The organism is Vibrio sp. 1562, from assembly GCF_033340155.1.
GTDB classification, from domain to species: domain Bacteria; phylum Pseudomonadota; class Gammaproteobacteria; order Enterobacterales; family Vibrionaceae; genus Vibrio; species Vibrio alginolyticus.
On the sequence record NZ_JAWOVY010000018.1, the window covers coordinates 23,694 to 44,245 of the forward strand.

General features: G+C 45.6%; 16 protein-coding genes. 11 read left to right on the forward strand and 5 right to left on the reverse strand.

The genetic code is table 11. From position 1 onward, the window contains the following. Both R7Z49_RS17240 and R7Z49_RS17245 read left to right on the forward strand, forming a co-directional pair. Window positions 1-1,329 carry a 6-phospho-alpha-glucosidase gene (locus R7Z49_RS17240; RefSeq protein WP_005373308.1) on the forward strand — a complete coding sequence of 443 codons (1,329 nt, stop codon included), beginning with the start codon at window positions 1-3 and terminating at the stop codon, window positions 1,327-1,329. A 55-nt stretch (window positions 1,330-1,384) separates the two neighbouring features. After that, a complete protein-coding gene (locus R7Z49_RS17245; RefSeq protein ID WP_258489480.1) occupies window positions 1,385-2,935 on the forward strand; it encodes an alpha-glucoside-specific PTS transporter subunit IIBC in 1,551 nt (516 codons plus the stop codon). A 177-nt stretch (window positions 2,936-3,112) separates the two neighbouring features. Here R7Z49_RS17245 and R7Z49_RS17250 read toward each other — a convergent pair whose 3' ends face one another. The 3 genes from R7Z49_RS17250 to R7Z49_RS17260 all read right to left on the reverse strand — a co-directional run bounded on the left by R7Z49_RS17250 (window position 3,113) and on the right by R7Z49_RS17260 (window position 6,906). Continuing rightward, window positions 3,113-5,143, reverse strand: coding sequence for an acetoacetate--CoA ligase (locus tag R7Z49_RS17250; RefSeq protein ID WP_186585402.1), 2,031 nt, complete (start codon window positions 5,141-5,143; stop codon window positions 3,113-3,115). A gap of 87 nt (window positions 5,144-5,230) precedes the next feature. Further along, window positions 5,231-6,157 (reverse strand): electron transfer flavoprotein subunit alpha/FixB family protein, encoded by a 927-nt coding sequence (locus R7Z49_RS17255; protein ID WP_186585401.1) that lies wholly within the window; start codon window positions 6,155-6,157, stop codon window positions 5,231-5,233. Beyond that, a complete protein-coding gene (locus tag R7Z49_RS17260) occupies window positions 6,154-6,906 on the reverse strand; it encodes an electron transfer flavoprotein subunit beta/FixA family protein (protein ID WP_186585400.1) in 753 nt (250 codons plus the stop codon). Before R7Z49_RS17260 ends, R7Z49_RS17255 begins: the two co-directional genes overlap by 4 nt. A 155-nt stretch (window positions 6,907-7,061) precedes the next feature. On the opposite strand from R7Z49_RS17260, the gene R7Z49_RS17265 reads away from it, so the two are divergent. The 9 genes from R7Z49_RS17265 to R7Z49_RS17305 all read left to right on the forward strand — a co-directional run bounded on the left by R7Z49_RS17265 (window position 7,062) and on the right by R7Z49_RS17305 (window position 17,803). Beyond that, entirely contained in the window at window positions 7,062-8,699 is a 1,638-nt protein-coding gene (locus R7Z49_RS17265) for an electron transfer flavoprotein-ubiquinone oxidoreductase (protein WP_318111857.1), read from the forward strand. Between the two features lie 242 nt (window positions 8,700-8,941). Then, complete coding sequence (locus R7Z49_RS17270; RefSeq protein WP_005373297.1) at window positions 8,942-9,742, forward strand: ABC transporter ATP-binding protein; 801 nt, start codon at window positions 8,942-8,944, stop codon at window positions 9,740-9,742. Next, on the forward strand, window positions 9,742-11,694 hold the full coding sequence (locus R7Z49_RS17275) for a long-chain fatty acid--CoA ligase (protein WP_318111859.1): 1,953 nt from the start codon (window positions 9,742-9,744) through the stop codon (window positions 11,692-11,694). The genes R7Z49_RS17270 and R7Z49_RS17275 overlap by 1 nt, the downstream gene beginning before the upstream one ends. Beyond that, window positions 11,694-12,587 carry a branched-chain amino acid ABC transporter permease gene (locus R7Z49_RS17280; protein ID WP_005373295.1) on the forward strand — a complete coding sequence of 298 codons (894 nt, stop codon included), beginning with the start codon at window positions 11,694-11,696 and terminating at the stop codon, window positions 12,585-12,587. The genes R7Z49_RS17275 and R7Z49_RS17280 overlap by 1 nt, the downstream gene beginning before the upstream one ends. 11 nt (window positions 12,588-12,598) lie before the next feature. After that, a complete protein-coding gene (locus R7Z49_RS17285; RefSeq protein ID WP_005382737.1) occupies window positions 12,599-13,666 on the forward strand; it encodes a branched-chain amino acid ABC transporter permease in 1,068 nt (355 codons plus the stop codon). Window positions 13,667-13,711: 45 nt separating this feature from the next. Continuing rightward, complete coding sequence (locus R7Z49_RS17290; protein WP_005373285.1) at window positions 13,712-14,956, forward strand: ABC transporter substrate-binding protein; 1,245 nt, start codon at window positions 13,712-13,714, stop codon at window positions 14,954-14,956. Between the two features lie 80 nt (window positions 14,957-15,036). After that, the gene (locus tag R7Z49_RS17295) at window positions 15,037-15,858 is read left to right on the forward strand and encodes an ABC transporter ATP-binding protein (RefSeq protein ID WP_005373283.1); all 822 of its coding nucleotides are present in this window, start codon (window positions 15,037-15,039) and stop codon (window positions 15,856-15,858) included. 9 nt (window positions 15,859-15,867) lie between these two features. Then, window positions 15,868-17,070 (forward strand): phenylacetate--CoA ligase family protein, encoded by a 1,203-nt coding sequence (locus R7Z49_RS17300; RefSeq protein WP_262651184.1) that lies wholly within the window; start codon window positions 15,868-15,870, stop codon window positions 17,068-17,070. 136 nt (window positions 17,071-17,206) lie between these two features. Then, window positions 17,207-17,803: a methyltransferase domain-containing protein gene (locus R7Z49_RS17305; RefSeq protein ID WP_085569108.1), complete on the forward strand. Its 597-nt coding sequence runs from the start codon at window positions 17,207-17,209 to the stop codon at window positions 17,801-17,803. Between the two features lie 288 nt (window positions 17,804-18,091). Here the strand turns inward: R7Z49_RS17305 and R7Z49_RS17310 are convergent, their stop codons facing one another. Together R7Z49_RS17310 and alsS are read right to left on the reverse strand one after the other, a co-directional pair. Further along, window positions 18,092-18,850 (reverse strand): SDR family NAD(P)-dependent oxidoreductase, encoded by a 759-nt coding sequence (locus R7Z49_RS17310; RefSeq protein ID WP_047101310.1) that lies wholly within the window; start codon window positions 18,848-18,850, stop codon window positions 18,092-18,094. Continuing rightward, window positions 18,847-20,550 (reverse strand): acetolactate synthase AlsS, encoded by a 1,704-nt coding sequence (alsS, locus tag R7Z49_RS17315; protein WP_047008215.1) that lies wholly within the window; start codon window positions 20,548-20,550, stop codon window positions 18,847-18,849. Before alsS ends, R7Z49_RS17310 begins: the two co-directional genes overlap by 4 nt. Window positions 20,551-20,552: the final 2 nt, after the last annotated feature.

The window sequence follows — 20,552 nt, forward strand, 5'->3', positions numbered from 1 at the left end:
ATGAAACGTCAAAAATTAACGATTGTTGGTGCTGGCAGTACATACACACTTGGTATGATGAACAGCCTTATTGCCGAAAAAGATAACTTTCCACTCGCAAAAGTCGTGTTTTACGACATAGATGAGAAACGCCAAGAATCGAATGCATTAGCTACTGAAATTCTATTGCGAGAACACTATCCAGAAGTTGAAGAGTTTGTTTATACAACGGATAAATCTGTCGCATTCGCAGATTCGGACTTTTTCTTTATCCAGATCCGCACTGGTGGGTTGGCCATGCGCGAGCGCGATGAACAAATCCCGCTATCCAACTCTTGTGTTGGGCAAGAGACATGTGGCGCGGGAGGAATGGCATATGGACTTCGCTCTATCGGCGACATGATCCAGCTAGTGAATGAGATCCGACAAACGTGTCCAGATGCGTGGATTCTTAATTACACCAACCCGGCGGCAATTGTCGCTGAAGCTTTAAATCGTGAATTTCCGCATGATAAGCGAATTCTAAATATCTGTGATATGCCAGCAGCGATTATGGTCAGCTATGCGCAATTGTTAGGATGTGAAATTTGGGACTTCGTTCCTGAATATTTTGGGCTTAATCACTATGGCTGGTTTACCAAAATTCGTAACAAACAGGGTGAAGACTTAACGGACAAAATTAAAAATATCATCCTAAAAGAAGGGATCAGTGCGGTTGATGCGGAAATAGCGGATGACCCATCGTGGCAAGCCACATTCAAAAACATGAGAACAATGCTTGCTGATAATCCAGAGTTTTTGCCGAATACGTATCTTCAGTACTATTTGTACCCTGAAAAAATGGTGGCGAAAGAGGATATCAACAATACTCGCGCAAGGCAGGTAATTAACGGCCGTGAGAAACGAGTGTTCGAATTGAACGCAAGAATAATTGAAGCGGGCACCACGAAGCACGAAACACTGCATGCCGATATCCATGGTCGATACATGGTGAGAGTCGCGGCTTCGCTAGCCTACAACTTGAGCGATGTGTATCTCGTCATCGTACCGAATAATGGTGCTATTACAAATTTACAAAATGACGCCATGGTAGAAGTTCCAGCTGCGCTAACTAGTGATGGACCGAAAGCTTTTACTGTAGGAAAAATCCCAACCTTCCAAAAAGCCATGATTGAGAGCCAACTTGGTTACGAGAAATTAGTTGTGGATGCTTGGTACGAAGGAAGTCAGCAAAAGCTGATTAATGCACTCACACTTAACCGTACCGTGGTTAATGTGCCAAAAGCTAAAGAAATAACAAAACAATTACTAGAAGAAAATAAAGCCTACCTTCCTCAATTTTTTCAATAACAACTGGACGTTCGGGGCCTACTTGTAGGCTCCGTGAATGAAACAAGAGGTTTATATGAAAGACATTATTCAAAGGTTCGGAGCCGCGATGTTTGTTCCCGTTCTATTATTTCCAGCAGCGGGCATGTTATTGGGTTTCTCTGTTGTGCTGTTAAATCAAGAAGTGTTTCCTTGGGCACTAGAGGGGAGTGCTTGGGTTAAAGTCTCGACGATCATTTTACAGGCATCTCTCGCTGTATTTAAAAATATGGCACTTATTTTTGCCGTTGGGTTACCTATCGCTTTAGCTAAAAAAGCATCTGGTCGCGCTGTACTTGCAACACTCGTTTCCTACATTACGTTTAACTACGTTATTGGTGGAATCCTTCAATTTTGGGGACCAGAACTGGGCGTGAACTATACGGAAGGTGAGCGAGGTTTGACTGAAGTTGGTGGCATTCTAACGCTTGATACCAACTTACTAGGTGCCATTTTAATTGCAAGTCTCTCTGTTTGGGTTCACAACCGATTCTTTGATAAAAAGCTACCGGATTGGGCGGCTGTATTTGGCGGAACGCCATTGGTTGTGATCATTAGTTTCCCCATTATGGTCGTGATAGCAATTCTAACTTGTTTGACTTGGCCAAGTATTCAGCATGGTATTAACAATCTGCAATCATTTTTGGTTTCTGCTGGATCGTTAGGGGTATGGCTATTTACGTTTTTAGAGCGAATCATGATACCAACGGGGTTGCATCATTTCGTATATGGTCCCGTTTTTTATGGGCCAGTTGCAGTCGATGGCGGAACGGTTGCCTATTGGATTCAAAATATACAGACATTCGCCCAGAGCTCGGAAAGTTTAACGACACAATTTCCTCAGGGTGGTTTGATGTTGACGGGAATGGGTAAAGTGTTTGGTTGTACGGGTATCGCACTAGCACTCTATTCAGTTGCGAAAAAAGAAAATAAAAAGATGGTGATGGGGTTAGTGCTCGGAGCCGCAATCACAGCAATTCTTACAGGGATAACCGAACCAATAGAGTTTACATTCTTATTTATCGCACCTGCGCTGTTTGCTTTGCATGCGTTGTTATCTGCGACAATGGCAACGATCGCCTTTATGTTTGGTGTTTCCGGTAACTTTCAGACTGGCTTGATAGACTTCATTTTCCAAAACTGGTTGCCTTTGGCTGGTAACCATGCAGGAACATACGTGATTCAGATTATTATTGGTCTCATGTTTACTGGTGTTTACTTTGTTACGTTTCGCGCGCTTATTTTAAAATACAACATACTTACTCCGGGGCGTGAAGGTGCAGATAGTAAGTTGTATTCCAAAGCTGACTACAAAGAAGCGAAAGCGGTCCATAGCAGTAGCGCAAGTCCGTCACAAGCTAGTGCCTTTATTGAAGGTTTGGGTGGAAAAGAAAACATTGACTTGTTAACTAATTGCGCGACGCGTCTGCGTGTTAAAGTTAAAGATGTCTCTCTGGTAAAGGAGAACGCATTTTTCACACAGCACGGAGCGGTGAATATTGTTAGAAATCAAGAGAGCCTTCAAATCATCGTTGGTTTAACGGTGCCACAAGTTCGCGAAGATATGAGCCAACTGATAAAAGCTTAACCCCCAAACTAATGCTCCAGCTCATATGGCTCAAAGGTGAGATAGAATTATCTCACCTTTTTTGTGTACATGAAGCATATTTCGCTCAGTTTCCACGAAAGTGGGGAGGAGTTATCGAGCGAGCTAAAATATAGTTAGGTTATACCCGTCTGTATTGTTGGAAGACTTGTTGAGTCTCTAATTGACAGTGGCGCCACTTTCTATGTTGAAAAGCGTTTTAATTTCTTCCAGCACTTCTGGGTTAGCAATAGCACCAATGTTTTTTACAGCTTGTCCGTTTACCAATTGTTTCACTGCTAGCTCAACCAATTTGCCTGAGCGAGTTTTAGGAATATCACTGATAGCAAAAATTTGTCGTGGGACATGGCGCGGTGAACATTTTGTTTTCAATGTTTGGCGAATTGAATCGGTGAGTTGTTGGGTTAACTCGACGTTGTGAGCGAGTTTTACTAGTAACCAGATTTCTTCAGACTGCTGGTTTAACTTGCCGACGGCGATGGAGTCCTCGACCTCGGGTAACGCGTTCACTTGCTGATAGATCTCAGCGGTGCCGATTCGTACGCCGCCTGGATTCAATGTCGCATCGCTACGGCCATAAAAAATAAAACCGCCATGTTCGGTTTGCATCACATCGTCGCCATGGTGCCAGATATCGGTAAACTTGCTCCAATAAGCGTTGTGATAGCGTTCGCCGTTGTCGTGCCAGAAGCCAATAGGGAAGTTAGGTAGTGAGTTATTGCAAGTTAGTTCGCCGCGTTGCTGTGTAATGGTTTTTCCCTCGTCGTCCAAAACACGCACGTCGATTCCCAGCCCTGCGCCTTGGCATTCACCTTTGTAAACTGGTGAGATAGGGTTTCCCAGTACAAAGCATCCGCAAATATCCGTGCCGCCAGCGATAGAAGCGAGATGTAAGTCCTGCTTGATGTGCTGATAGACATAACTAAATTGTTCTGGGTAAAGCACCGAACCAGTTGAGCAAAGAGTTTTGAGTGACTTCAGGTTATGTTCTAGTTTTGGAGAGCAGTTTGCCTGTTCCAGTGCTTCTAAGTATTTCGCTGAAGTACCAAACAGCGACACGCTATGTTCTTCTGCTAATTGCCATAAGACGGAGTGATCAGGGTAAACCGGACTACCGTCGTAAATCACTAAGGCAGCACCACTCGCAAGAGCGGAAACATGCCAGTTCCACATCATCCAACCACATGTTGTGTAGTAGAAAACCTTGTCTTGCGATTTGATGTCGCAATGCAGTTGATGTTCTTTGAGGTGATTGAGCAAGGTACCGCCTGCGGAATGGACAATACACTTAGGTTGACCTGTTGTACCAGAAGAATACAAAATGAATAACGGGTCATTAAACAGCGTTGGTTGATATTGAATTGATTGTGGAGAAAAGTGGTGAGTAATATCGGACCAAGAAACAAACTCAGAAGTGCTAGCACTCTCAGCGTTTTGTAAATATTCGATTTGGCATACGCTAATAGTAGTCTCTTCGGAGGCACTGCTTAACTTACTACTAAGAGTGGTGTTCTTGTTCGTCATATCGAAAGCTTTGCCTCCGAACTGGTAGCCATCACAGCAAAAAAGAACTTTCGGTTTGACCTGACCAAAACGCTCTACGACGCTATCGATACCAAAATCAGGAGAGGTTGAAGTCCAAATGGCACCAAGACTGGTGGTGGCCAGCATGGCAATAACGGTTTCAGGAAGGTAGGGCAAATAACCCGCAACGACATCGCCTTTACCGACACCACAATTGAGTAGCCATTGTTGAATGGCAGAAACTTGTTCAAGCAACTGTTTACCGGTGAGTTGTCTGTGTTCACCGCTTTCATTGCTAAAAACAATAAACTCACGCTCTGGTGATTGCTCAGCCTGAGATAGGAGGTTCTCTGCGTAGTTCAGCGTGGCGTCAGCAAACCATACTGTGTCTCTATTTACATGGTGATGATTAGAACCTGTTTGTGTCCATTTGGGACTGCCAAGGCTCTTGATTTGCGAACCTATATCTCCGATTACGTTGCAAAACTGCCAAGTATGTCGCCAAAATTCATCATTGTGCTCAATGGACCACTGGTGTAGAGACGTGTAATTGTTGATTACGGTACCTTCGGCTTTGTCTTTATTAACCTTTTCGATGAACCGTAATAAGTTGCTATTGCTGACGCGCTCAGCAGATGGTGACCAAATAGGTGCAGAATTTGGCATAGGTCCCTCTAATTTCAATTCTTTTGAATATGACCAAAAACAAAATAAAGGGGCGAACATAGCAGTGTTCGCCCCTTAACTGATCGTTTAAAGTTGTTCGGCAAGCTGAGGTAGTACCTCAAATAAATCACCAACCAATCCATAGTCGGCAACTTCAAAGATAGGAGATTCTGGATCTTTGTTGATCGCGACAATCACTTTGGATTCCTTCATTCCTGCAAGATGCTGGATGGCACCGGAAATCCCAACCGCTATATAAAGCTTAGGTGCAACGATTTTACCGGTTTGACCCACTTGTAAGTCGTTGGCAACAAACCCGGCATCAACCGCCGCGCGAGAAGCGCCAATGGCAGCACCTAGTTTATCGGCCACTTGTTCGATCAATGCGAAGTTCTCTTTGCTACCGACCCCGCGTCCACCTGACACAACCACCTCTGCCGCGCTTAATTCAGGGCGCTCTGACACGGTTTTATCGACAGAAACCAATTCAACCATTGGAGCTGAGATAGTTACCTGCTGATGCTTAATATCAGCTTGGTTGTGACAAGTAACCGGCTCAAACGCAGACGCGCGCACGGTGATGACGCGAACCTTGTCGCTGGTGGTCACTTTGGCAAATGCGTTTCCTGCGTAAATAGGGCGGACAAAAGTGTTTTCATCGATAACTTGGACAATATCGGAAATTTGCCCAACGCCGAACTTCGCTGCTACTCGCGGTGCAAGATCTTTCCCTTTTGATGATGAGCTAGCCCAGATTGCGTCAAAACCTTCAGCAATACTCACTACAGTAGGTGCGATACTCTCGGCAAATTGATGCTTAAGTTGCTCATCATCGACACAAATTACGTTTGATATACCATCAACGCGACAAGCTTGCTGAGCGACTTCTTCACACTGGTGGCCCACTACGATCAAAACATTGTCTTGGCTGACTTGTTTTGCTGCATTAACCACTTTGAGTGTGTCCGCATGCAATTGGTTATTGTCATGCTCTGCTATGATTAAGTTCTTCATGAAATCACCTTCGCTTCGTTACGCAGCTTATCGAGAAGCTCTGAGACAGATTCAACCTTGATGCCACCTTTTCTTTGCGCTGGCGGTGTGATTTCTTGAATGGTTTGGCTAAATACCACTTCAACACCCAGACTGTCAGGTGTGATGGTATCTAACGGCTTGCGCTTAGCTTTCATGATATTAGGCAAAGAGGCAAAACGCGGTTCATTCAGGCGTAAGTCAGTACTGATCACCGCAGGTAAGTTCATCGTGACCGTCATCAAGCCGCCGTCCACTTCTCTCACGACCTGAACTTTTTGATCTTCAATCTTCACGTCGGAAGCGAAAGTTGCTTGAGGCCAGTCAAGTAGGGCGGCCAGCATCTGAGCCACTTGGTTGTTGTCAGTATCAATGGATTGTTTACCCGTAATCACAAGCTGTGCTTGTTCTTGCTCAACCAGAGCTTTGAGCAGCTTAGCGACGACCAATGGCTCTATTTTGTCTTCAGTATCGATATGAATAGCGCGATCGGCACCTAACGCAAGCGCAGTACGTAGTTGCTCCTGACACTGGCTACCGCCGGCACTGACAACGATGACTTCATCTGCAATACCTTGCTCCTTTAGTCGTACGGCTTCTTCAACGGCTATTTCGCAAAATGGATTAATCGTCATCTTGACGTTATTGGTTTCAACATCGCTATGGTCCGCTTTCACGCGAACTTTAACGTAGGGATCAATGACCCTTTTGATTGGCACTAGTATTTTCACGTTAGATTCCTTTTACAGTGAAGACTATGTGTTTACAGTGAAGACGATGTGATGACGTCTTTAAAATGATGTTAATTTACCTTTACGTTTGCGTCAACTTTAAATATATTGTTGATTAACAAGTTGGCAACATGCAAAGAAAAAGGAATGCAATCATGGAAAGAGACTGCATGGAATTTGATGTTCTGATTGTAGGCGCTGGTCCCGCAGGTTTGTCTGCGGCATGCCGAATCAAACAATTAGCAGCAGAAAAAAAACAAGACCTCTCTGTTTGCGTGGTAGAAAAAGGTTCTGAAGTTGGAGCGCATATTTTATCGGGTGCGGTGTTTGAAACGCGGAGTTTGGATGAGCTTTTTCCCGACTGGGAAGAGAAAGGCGCGCCGCTCAATACCAAAGTAAACCAAGATAAAACCTACTATCTAGGCAATGACATCAATGGTCATGAACTGCCTTCTTGGGCGGTGCCTAATACGTTACATAACAAAGGTAATTACATCATAAGTTTGGGCAGTCTATGCCGATGGATGGCGTTGCAGGCTGAGAACTTAGGGGTGGAGGTCTACCCAGGTTTTACCGCCAGTCAAGCGATCATCGATGAAGATAGTCGTGTTTGTGGCGTGATCACGGGCGATATGGGATTAGATAAAAATGGTGAACAAAAAGGAAATTTCGAACCTGGTATTGAACTGCGAGCGAAGTTTACTTTATTTGCTGAAGGCGCACGGGGGCATACTGGTAAGCAGTTGATTAACCGATTTAATCTTGCTGAAGAGAAAACGCCTCAACACTACGCTATCGGTTTTAAAGAGCTGTGGGAAATCCCATCAGAGCAGCATCAGCAAGGTTTAGTAGTGCACGGATTAGGTTGGCCGTTATCAAATGAAGCTACAGGTGGCAGTTATCTCTACCATTTAGAGGGAAACCAAGTTGCCGTCGGGTTGATTGTTGACTTGAATTATAAGAATCCGCACTTGAGTCCATTTGATGAGTTTCAACGTTTTAAACACCACCCGTTGATTGAGCAATACCTCAAAAATGGGAAGCCTATTAGCTATGGCGCGAGAGCGATTACCAAGGGCGGCTTTCATTCGCTTCCCACGCAGCAGTTTGCTGGTGGCTTGTTAATTGGCTGTGATGCAGGAACACTTAACGGCGCTAAAATCAAAGGCACACACACCGCAATAAAATCTGGAATGCTTGCCGCTGAAGCAGTATGTGAAGCCCTTGAGAGTCAGTCAGTTACTGCTGATTATCAAAAGCATTTCAAACAGTCTTGGCTGTATGAAGAGCTTTATCAAGCACGTAACTTCTCAAGTGGAATCCACCGCTTTGGATCGTGGCTGGGCGGTGGTTTAGCGCTGCTGGAACATAACGTGTTAAAAGGTAAAGCTAAGTGGCATATCCGCTGTGATAAGCCTGATCATCAGTCTCTGTTATTGGCGGAAAACAGCAATGAAATTGTCTATCCGAAGCCTGATGGCGTGTTAAGTTTCGATCGCCTCTCTTCCGTTTATCTATCCAATATCTTCCATGAGGAAGATCAACCATGCCACTTACGACTGGAGAACCAGCGGATCCCTATTGAGCAGAACCTTGAATTATATGCAGAGCCAGCACAGCGCTATTGTCCGGCTGGCGTGTATGAAATCGTACAGGGGGAGCAGCAGCCAGAGCTGCAAATAAATGCGGCCAACTGTATCCACTGTAAGACCTGCGACATCAAAGATCCAAGTCAAAATATTACCTGGACTCCGCCAGAAGGTGGTGGTGGTCCGAACTATCCAAATATGTAAGCGTTTGAGAATAATTTTTATTAACAATTTATTTACTTAAAGTTTGCGTTAGTTCAAATCTTTCTCGATGAACTCGATTGCAACTTAATCTTTCAGGCACTATTCTGATTTTAAATTGACGTTTACGTAAACTGAATACAAAGTTGATGCATAGGTGTAAAAGCGGTTACCAGTATCAAAGTTAGGTTTGATCAAATAGTGCTCAATGGAACGCACTTAAAATAACGAAAGGGAGATCAACTATGGTATCGGAATCGCCTCTGTTGCAGGTAAACGATATTTCATTGGCTTTTGGTGGGGTGAAAGCTTTAACTGACGTGAGCTTCCATGTGAATGAAAAGGAAATTTTTTCAATCATTGGCCCAAACGGTGCAGGTAAAACCTCAATGCTCAATTGCATCTCTGGTCGATACACACCAAACAAAGGCTCTGTAATCTTCGCTGGAGATGATGTAACTAAACGGACACCTAGCCAACGAGCTGAGTTAGGGTTGGGAAGAACCTTCCAAAACTTAGCGCTCTTTTCTCACATGTCGGTACTGGACAACATCATGGTTGGCCGACACCACCTACTAAAAAACAACTTCGTCACGGGGCCACTCTATTGGTTCTCTAATGCGCAGAAAGAAGAGATGGCGCACCGCAAATATGTGGAAGACGTGATCGATTTTCTAGAAATCCAGCACATCCGAAAAGCGACTGCAGGCACCCTATCTTACGGCTTACGTAAGCGTGTAGAGCTTGCTCGTGCCATTGCCTTAAAACCTAAGTTACTGCTGCTTGATGAACCAATGGCAGGTATGAACTTGGAAGAAAAGGAAGACATGGCACGTTACATCATGGATCTGAATGAAGAATTAGATATCACGATCATCATGATTGAGCACGACATGGGCGTGGTCATGGACATCTCTAATCGCGTTTTGGTTTTGGATTTCGGGAAACACATTGCTACAGGTGAGCCTGAAGAAGTGATGGCCAACCCACATGTGAAACAAGCGTACTTAGGCGAAGAGCTACCGACATTAGAGGAGAGTGCATAATGGCACAGCAACATAATGATTGGGCATATATAACCCGCTTAGATACCTTTCCAAAAGTGTTGCAACACAATGCCAAGAACTGGCCCGAGCAAGTCGCAATGCGTGAAAAGGAGTTTGGTATATGGCGAGAGTTCACTTGGAAGGATTATGAAAACCGCGTCAAGTGGATGGCACTGGCACTACAAGATTTAGGTATTGGTGAGCAAGATGTCGTTGGTTTGCTAGGTGATAACCGTCCTGAATGGGTATGGGGCGAGTTAGCGGCACATGCGATCAAAGGTTTCTCGCTGGGCATCTATCAAGATTCTATGCACGAAGAGGTGGCGTACCTTATCAACTATGCCAAAGCAAAAGTCGTGATTGCCGAAGATGAAGAGCAATGCGACAAGCTGCTTGAGCTTGGTGATGAAATTCCTAGCGTTGAATACATTATTTACTGCGATCCTCGTGGAATGCGTAAATACGATGATCCAAGATTAATTGATGTTGAACAGGTCTACAAAAAAGGTCAGCTGATTGATAAAGCGGACCCAGACAAATATCTCAATATGGTTGTTGAAACCAAAGGCAGCGATCTTTCAATTCTTTGTACTACGTCGGGTACGACTTCTAAACCAAAATTGGCTCAGCTACACAGTGGCACGTTCTTGGATCACTGTGCGGCTTACTTGCGTGCAGACCCTCGTTCCCCAGGCGACAACTACGTTTCTGTTCTGCCTTTGCCTTGGATTATGGAGCAGGTTTACGTGGTTGGTCAGGCGTTGATTTCTCGTCAAATCGTTAACTTTGTGGAAGAACAAGAAACCATGATGTCCGACTTGCGTGAAATCGGTCCAAACTTTGTGCTGTTAGCGCCACGTGTGTGGGAAAACATTGTGGCAGACGTGTCTGCACGAATGATGGATTCGACACCGTTTAAGCAAAAGATGTACAAACTGGGCATGAGCTTAGCCAACAAAGCGCTGGAGCAGGGTAAACGCTCTAAGTTGGCTGAATGGATTCTTCTGCGTGCTCTGCGTGACCGTTTAGGGTTTTCGAACCTGACATCTGCGGCAACCGGCGGTGCGGCGATGGGACCGGATACTTTCCGTTACCTACAAGCTATTGGTGTGCCACTTAAGCAGCTTTATGGTCAGACCGAAATGTGTGGCGCATACACCGTGCACCAAGCGGATGATGTGGATTACGATTCCGTTGGTGTTGCGTTTGATAATGCAGATGTGAAAGTCATCAACCCGGACAGCAATGGCGTTGGTGAAATCATCGCGAAAAGTACAGGCATGTTTACTGGCTACTTAAACAACCAAGCAGCATATGATGAAGATGTTCAAGATGGTTGGATGCACACAGGCGATGCGGGCTATTTTAAAGATTCCGGTCACTTGGTGGTGATTGATCGTCTGAAAGATATGTCGGAAACCAGCCATGGCGACCGTTATTCGCCACAGTTTATCGAAAACAAACTCAAGTTCTCGCCGTTTATTGCAGAAGCCGTGGTGGTAGGTAAAGGTCGACCTTGGCTGTCTGCCATCATCTGTATTCGCTATGCGATTGTCGCGAAGTGGGCAGAGCAACGCGGCTTGGCATTTACCAACTACACCAACTTATCTGCTCAACCAGAAGTGTACCAAGCGATTCGTGAAGAAGTTCAAAAAGTGAACGAATCCCTACCGGATGCACAGAAGATCAGCAAATTCATTCTACTTTACAAAGAGCTGGATGCCGACGATGGAGAGCTAACTCGCACACGTAAAGTACGCCGTGGTGTGGTTGCAGAGAAATACGGAGACATCATCGAAACCATCTACAGCGACGATCCAAAAGTCGATGTCGATACAGTGATCACTTATCAAGATGGCACCAAAACACGCATTCAAACGTCGCTAGTTATTGAAACGCTTATTGAGCATGAGCCAACACTAGTGGATAGCGAACAACGGAGGATCGCATAGTGAATACGGATTTATTACTGCAACTCGTCATTAATGGCGTGATCGTTGGCATGTTGTATGGCGTTGTCGCCATGTGCTTTGTATTGATTTACAAATCGACCCAGGTGGTCAACTTTGCTCAGGGTGAGTTTTTGTTGATTGGCGCGTGGGTATGTTGGGCGGCATTGGTACACCTACAGTTACCATTTTTTATCGGTTTTTTACTCACGCTCGCGTTCATGATGATTTTTGGTATCGCCGTGCAAACCATTGTGCTCAGACCGTTGATTGGTGAACCGATTATCTCTGTGATCATGGTGACCATCGGTCTATCTATGTTCTTCCAAGCGCTGATGAAGTGGATATTCGGCGTCTCGGCTGTTTCGTACCCGCAAGTGTTCGAAACCAACGTGGTGAATATCGGAGGTTTGAATGTTGAGTTTGCTTACATTCTGAGCTTGATCTTCTCAATGCTCATCATGGGCGCGTTCTACTGGTTCTTCAAATTCAGCAAAATGGGTCTGGCAATGCGCGCAACGGCATTCAACCAGCAAGTAGCCCAGAGTCTTGGCATTTCCATCAAGAAAGTGTTCGCCATCAGTTGGGCCATTTCGGCAATGGTATCTGCAACAGCAGGGATTGTTATCGGTATCGTTAACGGCGTATCTGACGCGCTATCCATTATTGGTATCAAAGTTTTCCCAGCCGTTATTTTAGGTGGCTTAGATTCGGTAGTCGGCGCAATTGTCGGTGGTATCACCATCGGGGTGCTAGAAAACTTGGCTGAGTTTTTTGATAGCCAATACCTGCAAGTGGGTAACTTATACAACATCGCACCATTCTATGTGCTGTTAATCATTCTTGCCTTCAAGCCATATGGCCTGTTTGGTACCAAAGATATTGAGCGTATTTAAGGAGAAATAACATGGCTCAACTTAGCATGCGCCCATGTGGGGACTTTCGAACCACATACAAAAGCGATACGCCAATTTTTGAAACCAAAACCATCAGAAGCCTTGCGATTGCAGGTGTCATCGCCATGCTGGCAGCACCGCTGGTCTTGGATATTTACTTCCTAAACCTGTTTATTCAGATTGCATACCTCGGTATCGCGGCATTGGGCTTAAACATTTTGGTTGGTTTTACCGGACAAATCTCGCTAGGTCACGGTGCGTTCTTTGGCTTTGGCGCCTTTGCATCGGCTTGGCTAAATAACCAGTTTAACATTCCAGTCGTGTTTGCGATTCCGCTTGCGGGTTACTTAACCATGATTGTGGGGATGCTGTTTGGTCTGCCAGCGGCTCGAATTAAAGGTTTATATCTAGCTATCGCAACGTTGGCGGCGCAGTTTATTCTAGAGGACTTCTTTGCTCGCGCAGATTGGTTCAGTGGCGGCTCATACGGTGCAAGCGCGAACCCAATTAATTTGTTTGGCTTTGAGTTTACGACTGACGAAAGCTTCTTCTACATCGCTCTGTTTGCGCTGATCTTCATGTATATGTGGGCATCAAACTTAATCCGTTCTCGTGACGGTCGCGCGTTTGTCTCAGTACGAGATCACTATCTGTCAGCAGAGATCATGGGCATCAACCTAACCAAGTATCGTCTGCTCTCATTTGGAGTGTGTGCATTCTATGCGGGCATCGGGGGTGCACTCTACGGACATTATCTAGGGTTTGTATCAGCAGAAGGCTTCACCATCATGATGTCTATCCAGTTCTTGGCAATGATCATCATTGGTGGCTTGGGTTCAGTCAAAGGCACATTGATGGGGACGATATTTATCGTATTGCTGCCTGAAGTTTTGGAGTTTGGCGTAACGGGGCTTTCAGCGTTTGGTGATACCACCGCTTTCACTGATGGTCTGGCTTACTTCAAAGAAATGGCGATTGGTCTAGTCATCATGCTGTTCCTCATTTTCGAACCTCAAGGATTATCGCATCGCTGGCAACAGATTCGAGCATATTGGAAACACTATCCGTTCTCATATTAACGTGGAATTAAGTGGAATATACCTCAATAACAAGGACAACGAGTTATGAACAAAGGACATTTAGCGACAACGTTGGTGCTGTCATCTGCACTGTTTACTACCGCAACTTGGGCAAAAGATTCTGTGTTTGTCGGGCAATTAGTCGACTTTTCTGGACCAACTGCCTATGTGAGCAAGCCTTATGGTTCTGGCGTGCGAGACGCATTGCGTTGGATTAACCAAAACGGTGGCATTAACGGTACCGAGCTCGAATTTGAAACAGTAGACATGGCGTACAAAGTACCAGTGGCGATTTCTAACTATAAACGTTGGGTTGCGCGTAAAGACATGGTTGCGCTGCAAGGTTGGGGTACGGCGGATACCGAAGCGCTTATTTCGTTTGTTACCAAAGACAAAGTGCCGGTGTTCTCTGCTTCTTACTCTGGTCACTTAACTGACCCAACTGGCAAAAACCCAAAAACCGCGAAACCAGCGCCTTATAATTTCTTTTATGGTGCGTCGTACTCAGATGCGTGCCGTGCGCTAGTTAAGTGGGCGAAAGAAGATTGGGAATCTAAGGGCAATCAAGGTGCGCCGAAATTTACGCACATTGGCGATAACCATCCATTCCCGAATGCGCCAAAAGAAGCGTGTGCAGAGTACGCCAAAGAGCTTGGTTTTGATGTGCAAAACCCAGTCGTTGTGTCACTAAAACCAGGGGACTTCAAAGCGCAATGTTTGTCGCTGAAAGAGTCAGGCACCAACTACGGTTACATTGCCAATATCGGTAGCTCGGTTATCTCACTAGTGAAGTCTTGTAACACGGTTGGGACAGAGTTCCAGTACATGGCAAACATTTGGGGCGGCGACAAGCCAGTGCTTGAAGCAGCAGGCGATGGCCTTAAAGATTACGTTTTCCCAGGTATGACGGCGTTTTGGGGAGACGATAACGAAGGCATGAAGCTGGTTCGTGAGATTTCTAAGCAGTCTGAATCAGAGCCGGGCGAATTCAGAACTCACCATTACATTCGCGGTATTTGTTCTGCGTTCTATATGAAAGAAGCGATGGAGTGGGCGAAAGACAACGGTGGTATCACAGGTGAAAACATCAAGAAGGGCATGTATGTCCATGACAACTGGGTACCACAAGGCTTAGAAGGTGTTTGTGTCCCTGCGAACTGGAAACCGGAAGATCACCGAGGCACAACAACCGTGAACGTCTTTATGGGCAACAACGATGGCGGCGCAGTTGATATTAAGAAAGTATCTCAGGTGACATTGTCACGTCGTGACGATTGGCTAGGTTACTAATCTACGACTTATTAATAACAAAGCTTACTGAAAATAAGGATGGGTGAGAGAACACTCTCACCCTAGCAAGGAGTAGCTTGATGGCTGAATTAGCAACGAATATCGAACCGGCAGAAATACTGCTTTCAGTGAACAACATTGAAGTCGTCTACGACGAAGTAATACTAGTACTTCGCGGTGTGAGTTTAGAAGTTCCAAAAGGGCAGATTGTGACCTTACTGGGCGCCAACGGTGCGGGTAAATCCACAACGTTGAAAGCCATTTCTGGTTTATTGAAAACCGAAGATGGTGAAGTGACGCGCGGCGAAATCAACTTCATGGGCGAGCGTATAGACAACAAAAGCCCGGAAGAGATCGTCCGTTCGGGCATCTTCCAAGTTATGGAAGGGCGCCGAATTGTTGAAGATATGACGGTAATAGAAAATCTTCGCTTAGGCGCTTATACACGCACTGACAACGAAGTTGAACAAGACATCGAAATGGTGTTTGACTATTTCCCGCGACTCAAAGAGCGCACTGGCCTGGCGGGCTATTTGTCTGGCGGTGAGCAACAAATGTTAGCGATTGGCCGAGCGTTAATGGCTCGACCGAAGATGATTTTGTTGGACGAACCGTCTATGGGGCTTTCTCCACTGCTAGTTAAAGAAGTATTCAGCATTATTAACAAGATCAACAAAGAGCAAGGTATTACCATGCTTTTGGTTGAACAGAATGCCAACTTCGCTCTTCAAGCGGCCGATTACGGTTACATCATGGAATCAGGCAAAATCGTACTAGATGGCAGCAAGCACGAATTGCTAAACAATGAAGACGTAAAAGAATTCTACCTTGGCGGCGGCGATGAAGATCGCAAGAGCTTTAAGAATCTGAAATCTTACAAACGTCGTAAGCGTTGGTTGTAAGGAGCAAGGATGAACGAACTATTTGATGCGAAAGAATCGTTGTCTCTACAGGCGCGAGAAGAGTCGCTGTTTCAACGTTTGCCAGCGCTGATTGAGAATTCGAAAGCCAATAGCGAACATTACGCAGCGCATTTTTCTGAGTTAGATCCTACATTGGCAAACAATCGTGAAGGGCTTGCTCAGTTCCCGATTACACGTAAGTTCAATGTACCTAATCAGCAGCAACTTAAACCGCCGTTTGGTGGCTTAAATAGCGTTGCCATTGGTCAAATGGCGCGTGTTTTTCAGTCTCCTGGGCCTTTATATGAGGCTCAAACGGATGAGGCCGATTTCTGGCGTATGGGGCGCGCGTTTCACGCTGCTGGGTTCTGTGCGGGTGATTTAGTGCATAACACGCTCTCTTACCATTTCTCTCCTGGCGGATTTATTATGGATGGTGGCGCAAGGGCTTGTGGCTGTTCGGTATTTCCGGCTGGGGTAGGCAATACCGAAGCGCAAATAGAGGCAATTAAACAGCTTCAACCTAATGGTTACACTGGTACACCTTCCTATTTGCTGACGTTGCTACAAAAGTACCAAGAGAAATACGATGAGCTGCCTAGCTTTGAGAAAGCTCTGGTCTCTGGTGAAGCGGTTACAGCAGACATGCAACAGATGTTTGAGGAAAAAGGCATTGCAGTCTTTCAAGCCTACGCAAGCGCAGAACTTGGTTTGATTGCTTATCAAGTGTCTGGTGAACAAGGATTAGTGATTGCCGAAGATATTATTGTTGAAATCGTTGATCCTGATGGTGTTCCTGTACAACCGGGAGAAGTCGGTGAAGTCGTTGTAACGTCGCTCGATGAGAAGTTCCCGCTGATTCGCTACGCAACGGGAGATTTATCGGCATACCTAGAAACGGGCTCGGATTCGCTACGCACGAATGCACGAATTAAGGGCTGGATGGGACGAGCAGACTCCGCGGTGAAAGTAAAAGGGCTGTTTGTTTATCCGCATCAGATCCAAGAAGTCTGTCGTCGCCACGATATTAAAGGCTCCTTGAAAATTGAGCGCGATGGCTTCAACGATGCCATTACTTTCTGTTGTCATGATGTGCATGTATCAGCAGAGGACATTCAAGCAACACTCCAGTCTGTCACTAAACTGAAAGGCAATGTCCAGTTTGTACCGAACCAAGCGGAGCAGCCGTTAATCAATGATCTTCGCAGTTAACTCATTGGTGGCATAAGTGCAGTAGAAAGTGGTTGTCATAAAAAACTAACAACTTCAGACAAAAGGCTAGAAAAGGGATACCACATTGCGCTGCGTATCCCTTTATTTTTTACTACCGCAATCAGGGAGCGGGTAAATGAAACAGGCACCAATGATTAACACACAATTCTGGGATGATTTGTTTATCCGAGGCACTATGCCTTGGGATGCCCAATCGACACCTCAAGAACTCAAGGACTATCTCGACAATTCACTTCATGTAGGCCATTCAGTGTTTATTCCTGGGTGTGGTGCCGCTTATGAACTGAGCACTTTTATTCAATATGGGCATGACGTGATCGCGATGGATTACAGCCAAGAAGCGGTAAAAATGGCGCAATCAGCGTTAGGTAACTACAAAGATAAAGTCGTATTGGGTGATGTATTTAATGCCGATTTTTCTCAATCGTTTGATGTCATTTACGAGCGGGCCTTTCTCGCAGCACTACCGAGAGACATGTGGTCAGAATATTTCTCTATGGTGGATAAATTATTGCCAAGCGGAGGTTTTCTAATTGGTTTTTTCGTCATTGATGATAATTACCTATCACGCTTCCCTCCATTTTGTTTGCGAAGTGGGGAGTTGGAGGGTTATCTAGAGCCGGCGTTTAAGCTTGTGGAATCCTCAGTGGTGGCAAACAGTGTTGAGGTTTTTAAAGGCAGAGAACAATGGATGGTGTGGCAGAAACGTTAGTCGCTTTTAATCTTTTTGAAGAAGTATTCGCGGAAACTTTCTGGTTCTTTGTGAATCGCTGATACATAAGTCTTTACTCTATGCCTGATGGAATGCTCACATAGTTTGTCGGTTTGTGTGAAAAATTAATTTCTCGTTGCTGGTTTTAAGTTGTTGAGATATCTCTAACAGCGGTTGAGTGGTTGAGTTTATTGCTGGCACGGGTTATGTGCTCAGAGCGTAAAGCGACAGATCAGCATCGATCCGAAAGGTAGTAGAACGTCTCTTACTGATCTGTCTATTTCATGCTTATACTATTTTAGGTTGACCATCTGATGCGGTGGCACCGCCGTCTACAGGTAGGTTTACGCCATTAATGAAAGATGCGTCATCACTTGCCAAGAAAGTCACGACAGACGCAATTTCTTCAGGTTCGGCTGCTCGGCCAAGCGCAATGCGCTCATTGAATTTATCGCGGATGTCCTGCGGCCAGCCGTTTGTCATGTTGGTTTTTACTAAACTTGGGCATACGGCGTTAATTCTTACCCCATCCGCACCATGGTCCAATGCCATCGCTCGGGTAAGGTTCACCACTGCGCCTTTACTCGCGCAATAGAATGCGGCACCCCAGTCACCACCCAAACCGGAAACGGACGCGGTATTTACCATACAACCTTTCGTTTTTAAGAGTTCAGGTAAAGCAAATTTCGCGCAATAAACAACACCATCAATGTTTACACCAGAGATCTTCTTCCAGTCTTCCACACTACCTTCAATCACGGTACCAGGGACATGTACGCCAGCATTGTTTACTAAAATATCCAGTTTACCGAAACGGGTAACAACATCAGAAATCAGTGCTGCGACTTTGTCTGGATCAGAAACATCAATGGAATGCGCAGACACACGCTGTTTATCAAAGCCCTCAACGGCGTTTGCCAACTGCTCTTCATTCCAATCGGCAAGAGCGACGTTTGCGCCTTCTTCATACAAACGTTTTGCGATGGCCAAACCAATGCCATTGGCAGAGCCAGTCACGAGTGCGACTTTATTTTTTAATCCTCTCATGCGATTTCTCCTTCGAAACTTACAAAAACGGGATCTTGATTTTTCTCTGTGCGCGGCAACATCAGTTTGTCGTTGTCGCTGTAATCTACGGGGATAGCCACCACTGCTGGTCCTTCAACGTCCATGGCTTTATTCAATGTCGGTAGCAATTCGTGTTGACTAGTCACTGCGAAGCCTTTCGCGCCAAATGATTCGGCGTAGGCCTTGAAATCAATTGGTCCAAATTTCACACCAGAGCAGCGCTGATATTTGTTGATCTCTTGCATTTCTACCATGTTGTAGGCGTTATCAACCCACACAATATGGACGATATTGCAGTTCAGTCTAACCGCGGTTTCTAACTCCATGCTCGATTGCATAAAACCGCCGTCTCCCGATATCGATACCACTTTGCTACCAGGTTTTAGTAGGCTGGCACCAATGGCCCATGGTAGTGCAACGCCCATCGTTTGTTGGCCGTTAGACACCAGCATTTGGCGAGCTCGAAAACAGCTTAAGTAACGAGCGATCCAGATGTGGAAGCTCCCCATATCAAGGCATAGCGTGGTATCTGGTGTGATGATGGATTGCATGGCTTTAATTAGCGCCAGTGGATGAAACCCTTGCTTGTTATAGACATTGGGATAGGTCTTGATCACTTGCCGTTGCAGTGCTACCTCTTCCAGTACTGAAAGTGCCGTTGGGGAAAGGCGAGCATATTCAGAGATATAGCTGCCCATTTTGTCTAATGACTGCGCAATGTTTCCGACGATTTCAACACAAGGCTGATAATTAAGTTGGTATTCTGCTGGTTCAATATCGAGGTGAATCACTGGGTTGCGGTGGCTGTTCCAAAGCTCAGGGTCATACTCTATTGGGCTAAAGCCGATGGTGAGAATTAAATCGGCGTCCCGCAGTAAAACATCGCCAGGTTGGTTATTAAACAAACCGACACGCCCAGCAAAGTGATGATAGTAATTGATGTCTACCGTGCCGGCGGCCTGGTAAGTGCCGACAACGGGTAGCTGCGTATTTTGAAGAAACCGAGCGATAGCAGCAGCGTTTTGACTGCGGCTCGCGTGAAGGCCAAGTAAAACCACACAGCGCTTTGCTTTACTGATTCGACTGACCGCTTCTTCGATTGCTGCGATGTCTGCGCAACCAGGCTGTGTGTAAGGCGAGGGGACAATAATGTCCGTTTGGGTTTGCTCGGATAAAACATCTTGGGGGAGACTCAAAAAGCAAGCCCCAGGACGACCTGACTCTGCGATACGAAATGCGTTCGCCATGATCTCGCTTGCGGCGTCCACATGCTGCACTTCAGCACTGAACTTAGTTATAGAGCGAAAAATACTGACGGTATCCATGCTCTGGTGTGTTTGTTTTTGCTGGTCAGTTCGTTTCACCGCACCACCGATAGCAATCAGCGGATCGCCTTCGGAGTTTGCTGTTGCAACCCCCGTAACTAGATTTCCACAGCCAGGGCCTGACGTAACCATTGTGACGCCTGCTTTGCCGGTTAGTCTTCCCATAACGCCCGCCATAAACGCGCCGTTAGCCTCGTGACGTACCGGAATCATTTGGATGTTAGTGTCTTCAATCGCATCGAACAGTCGATCTATTTTTGCACCAGGAATACCGAAAATGTACTTAATGCCGAGAGACTCTAGCTGTTGAGCGATCAACTGAGCTCCATTTTTATTTGAAGGTTTGGATTGCATTT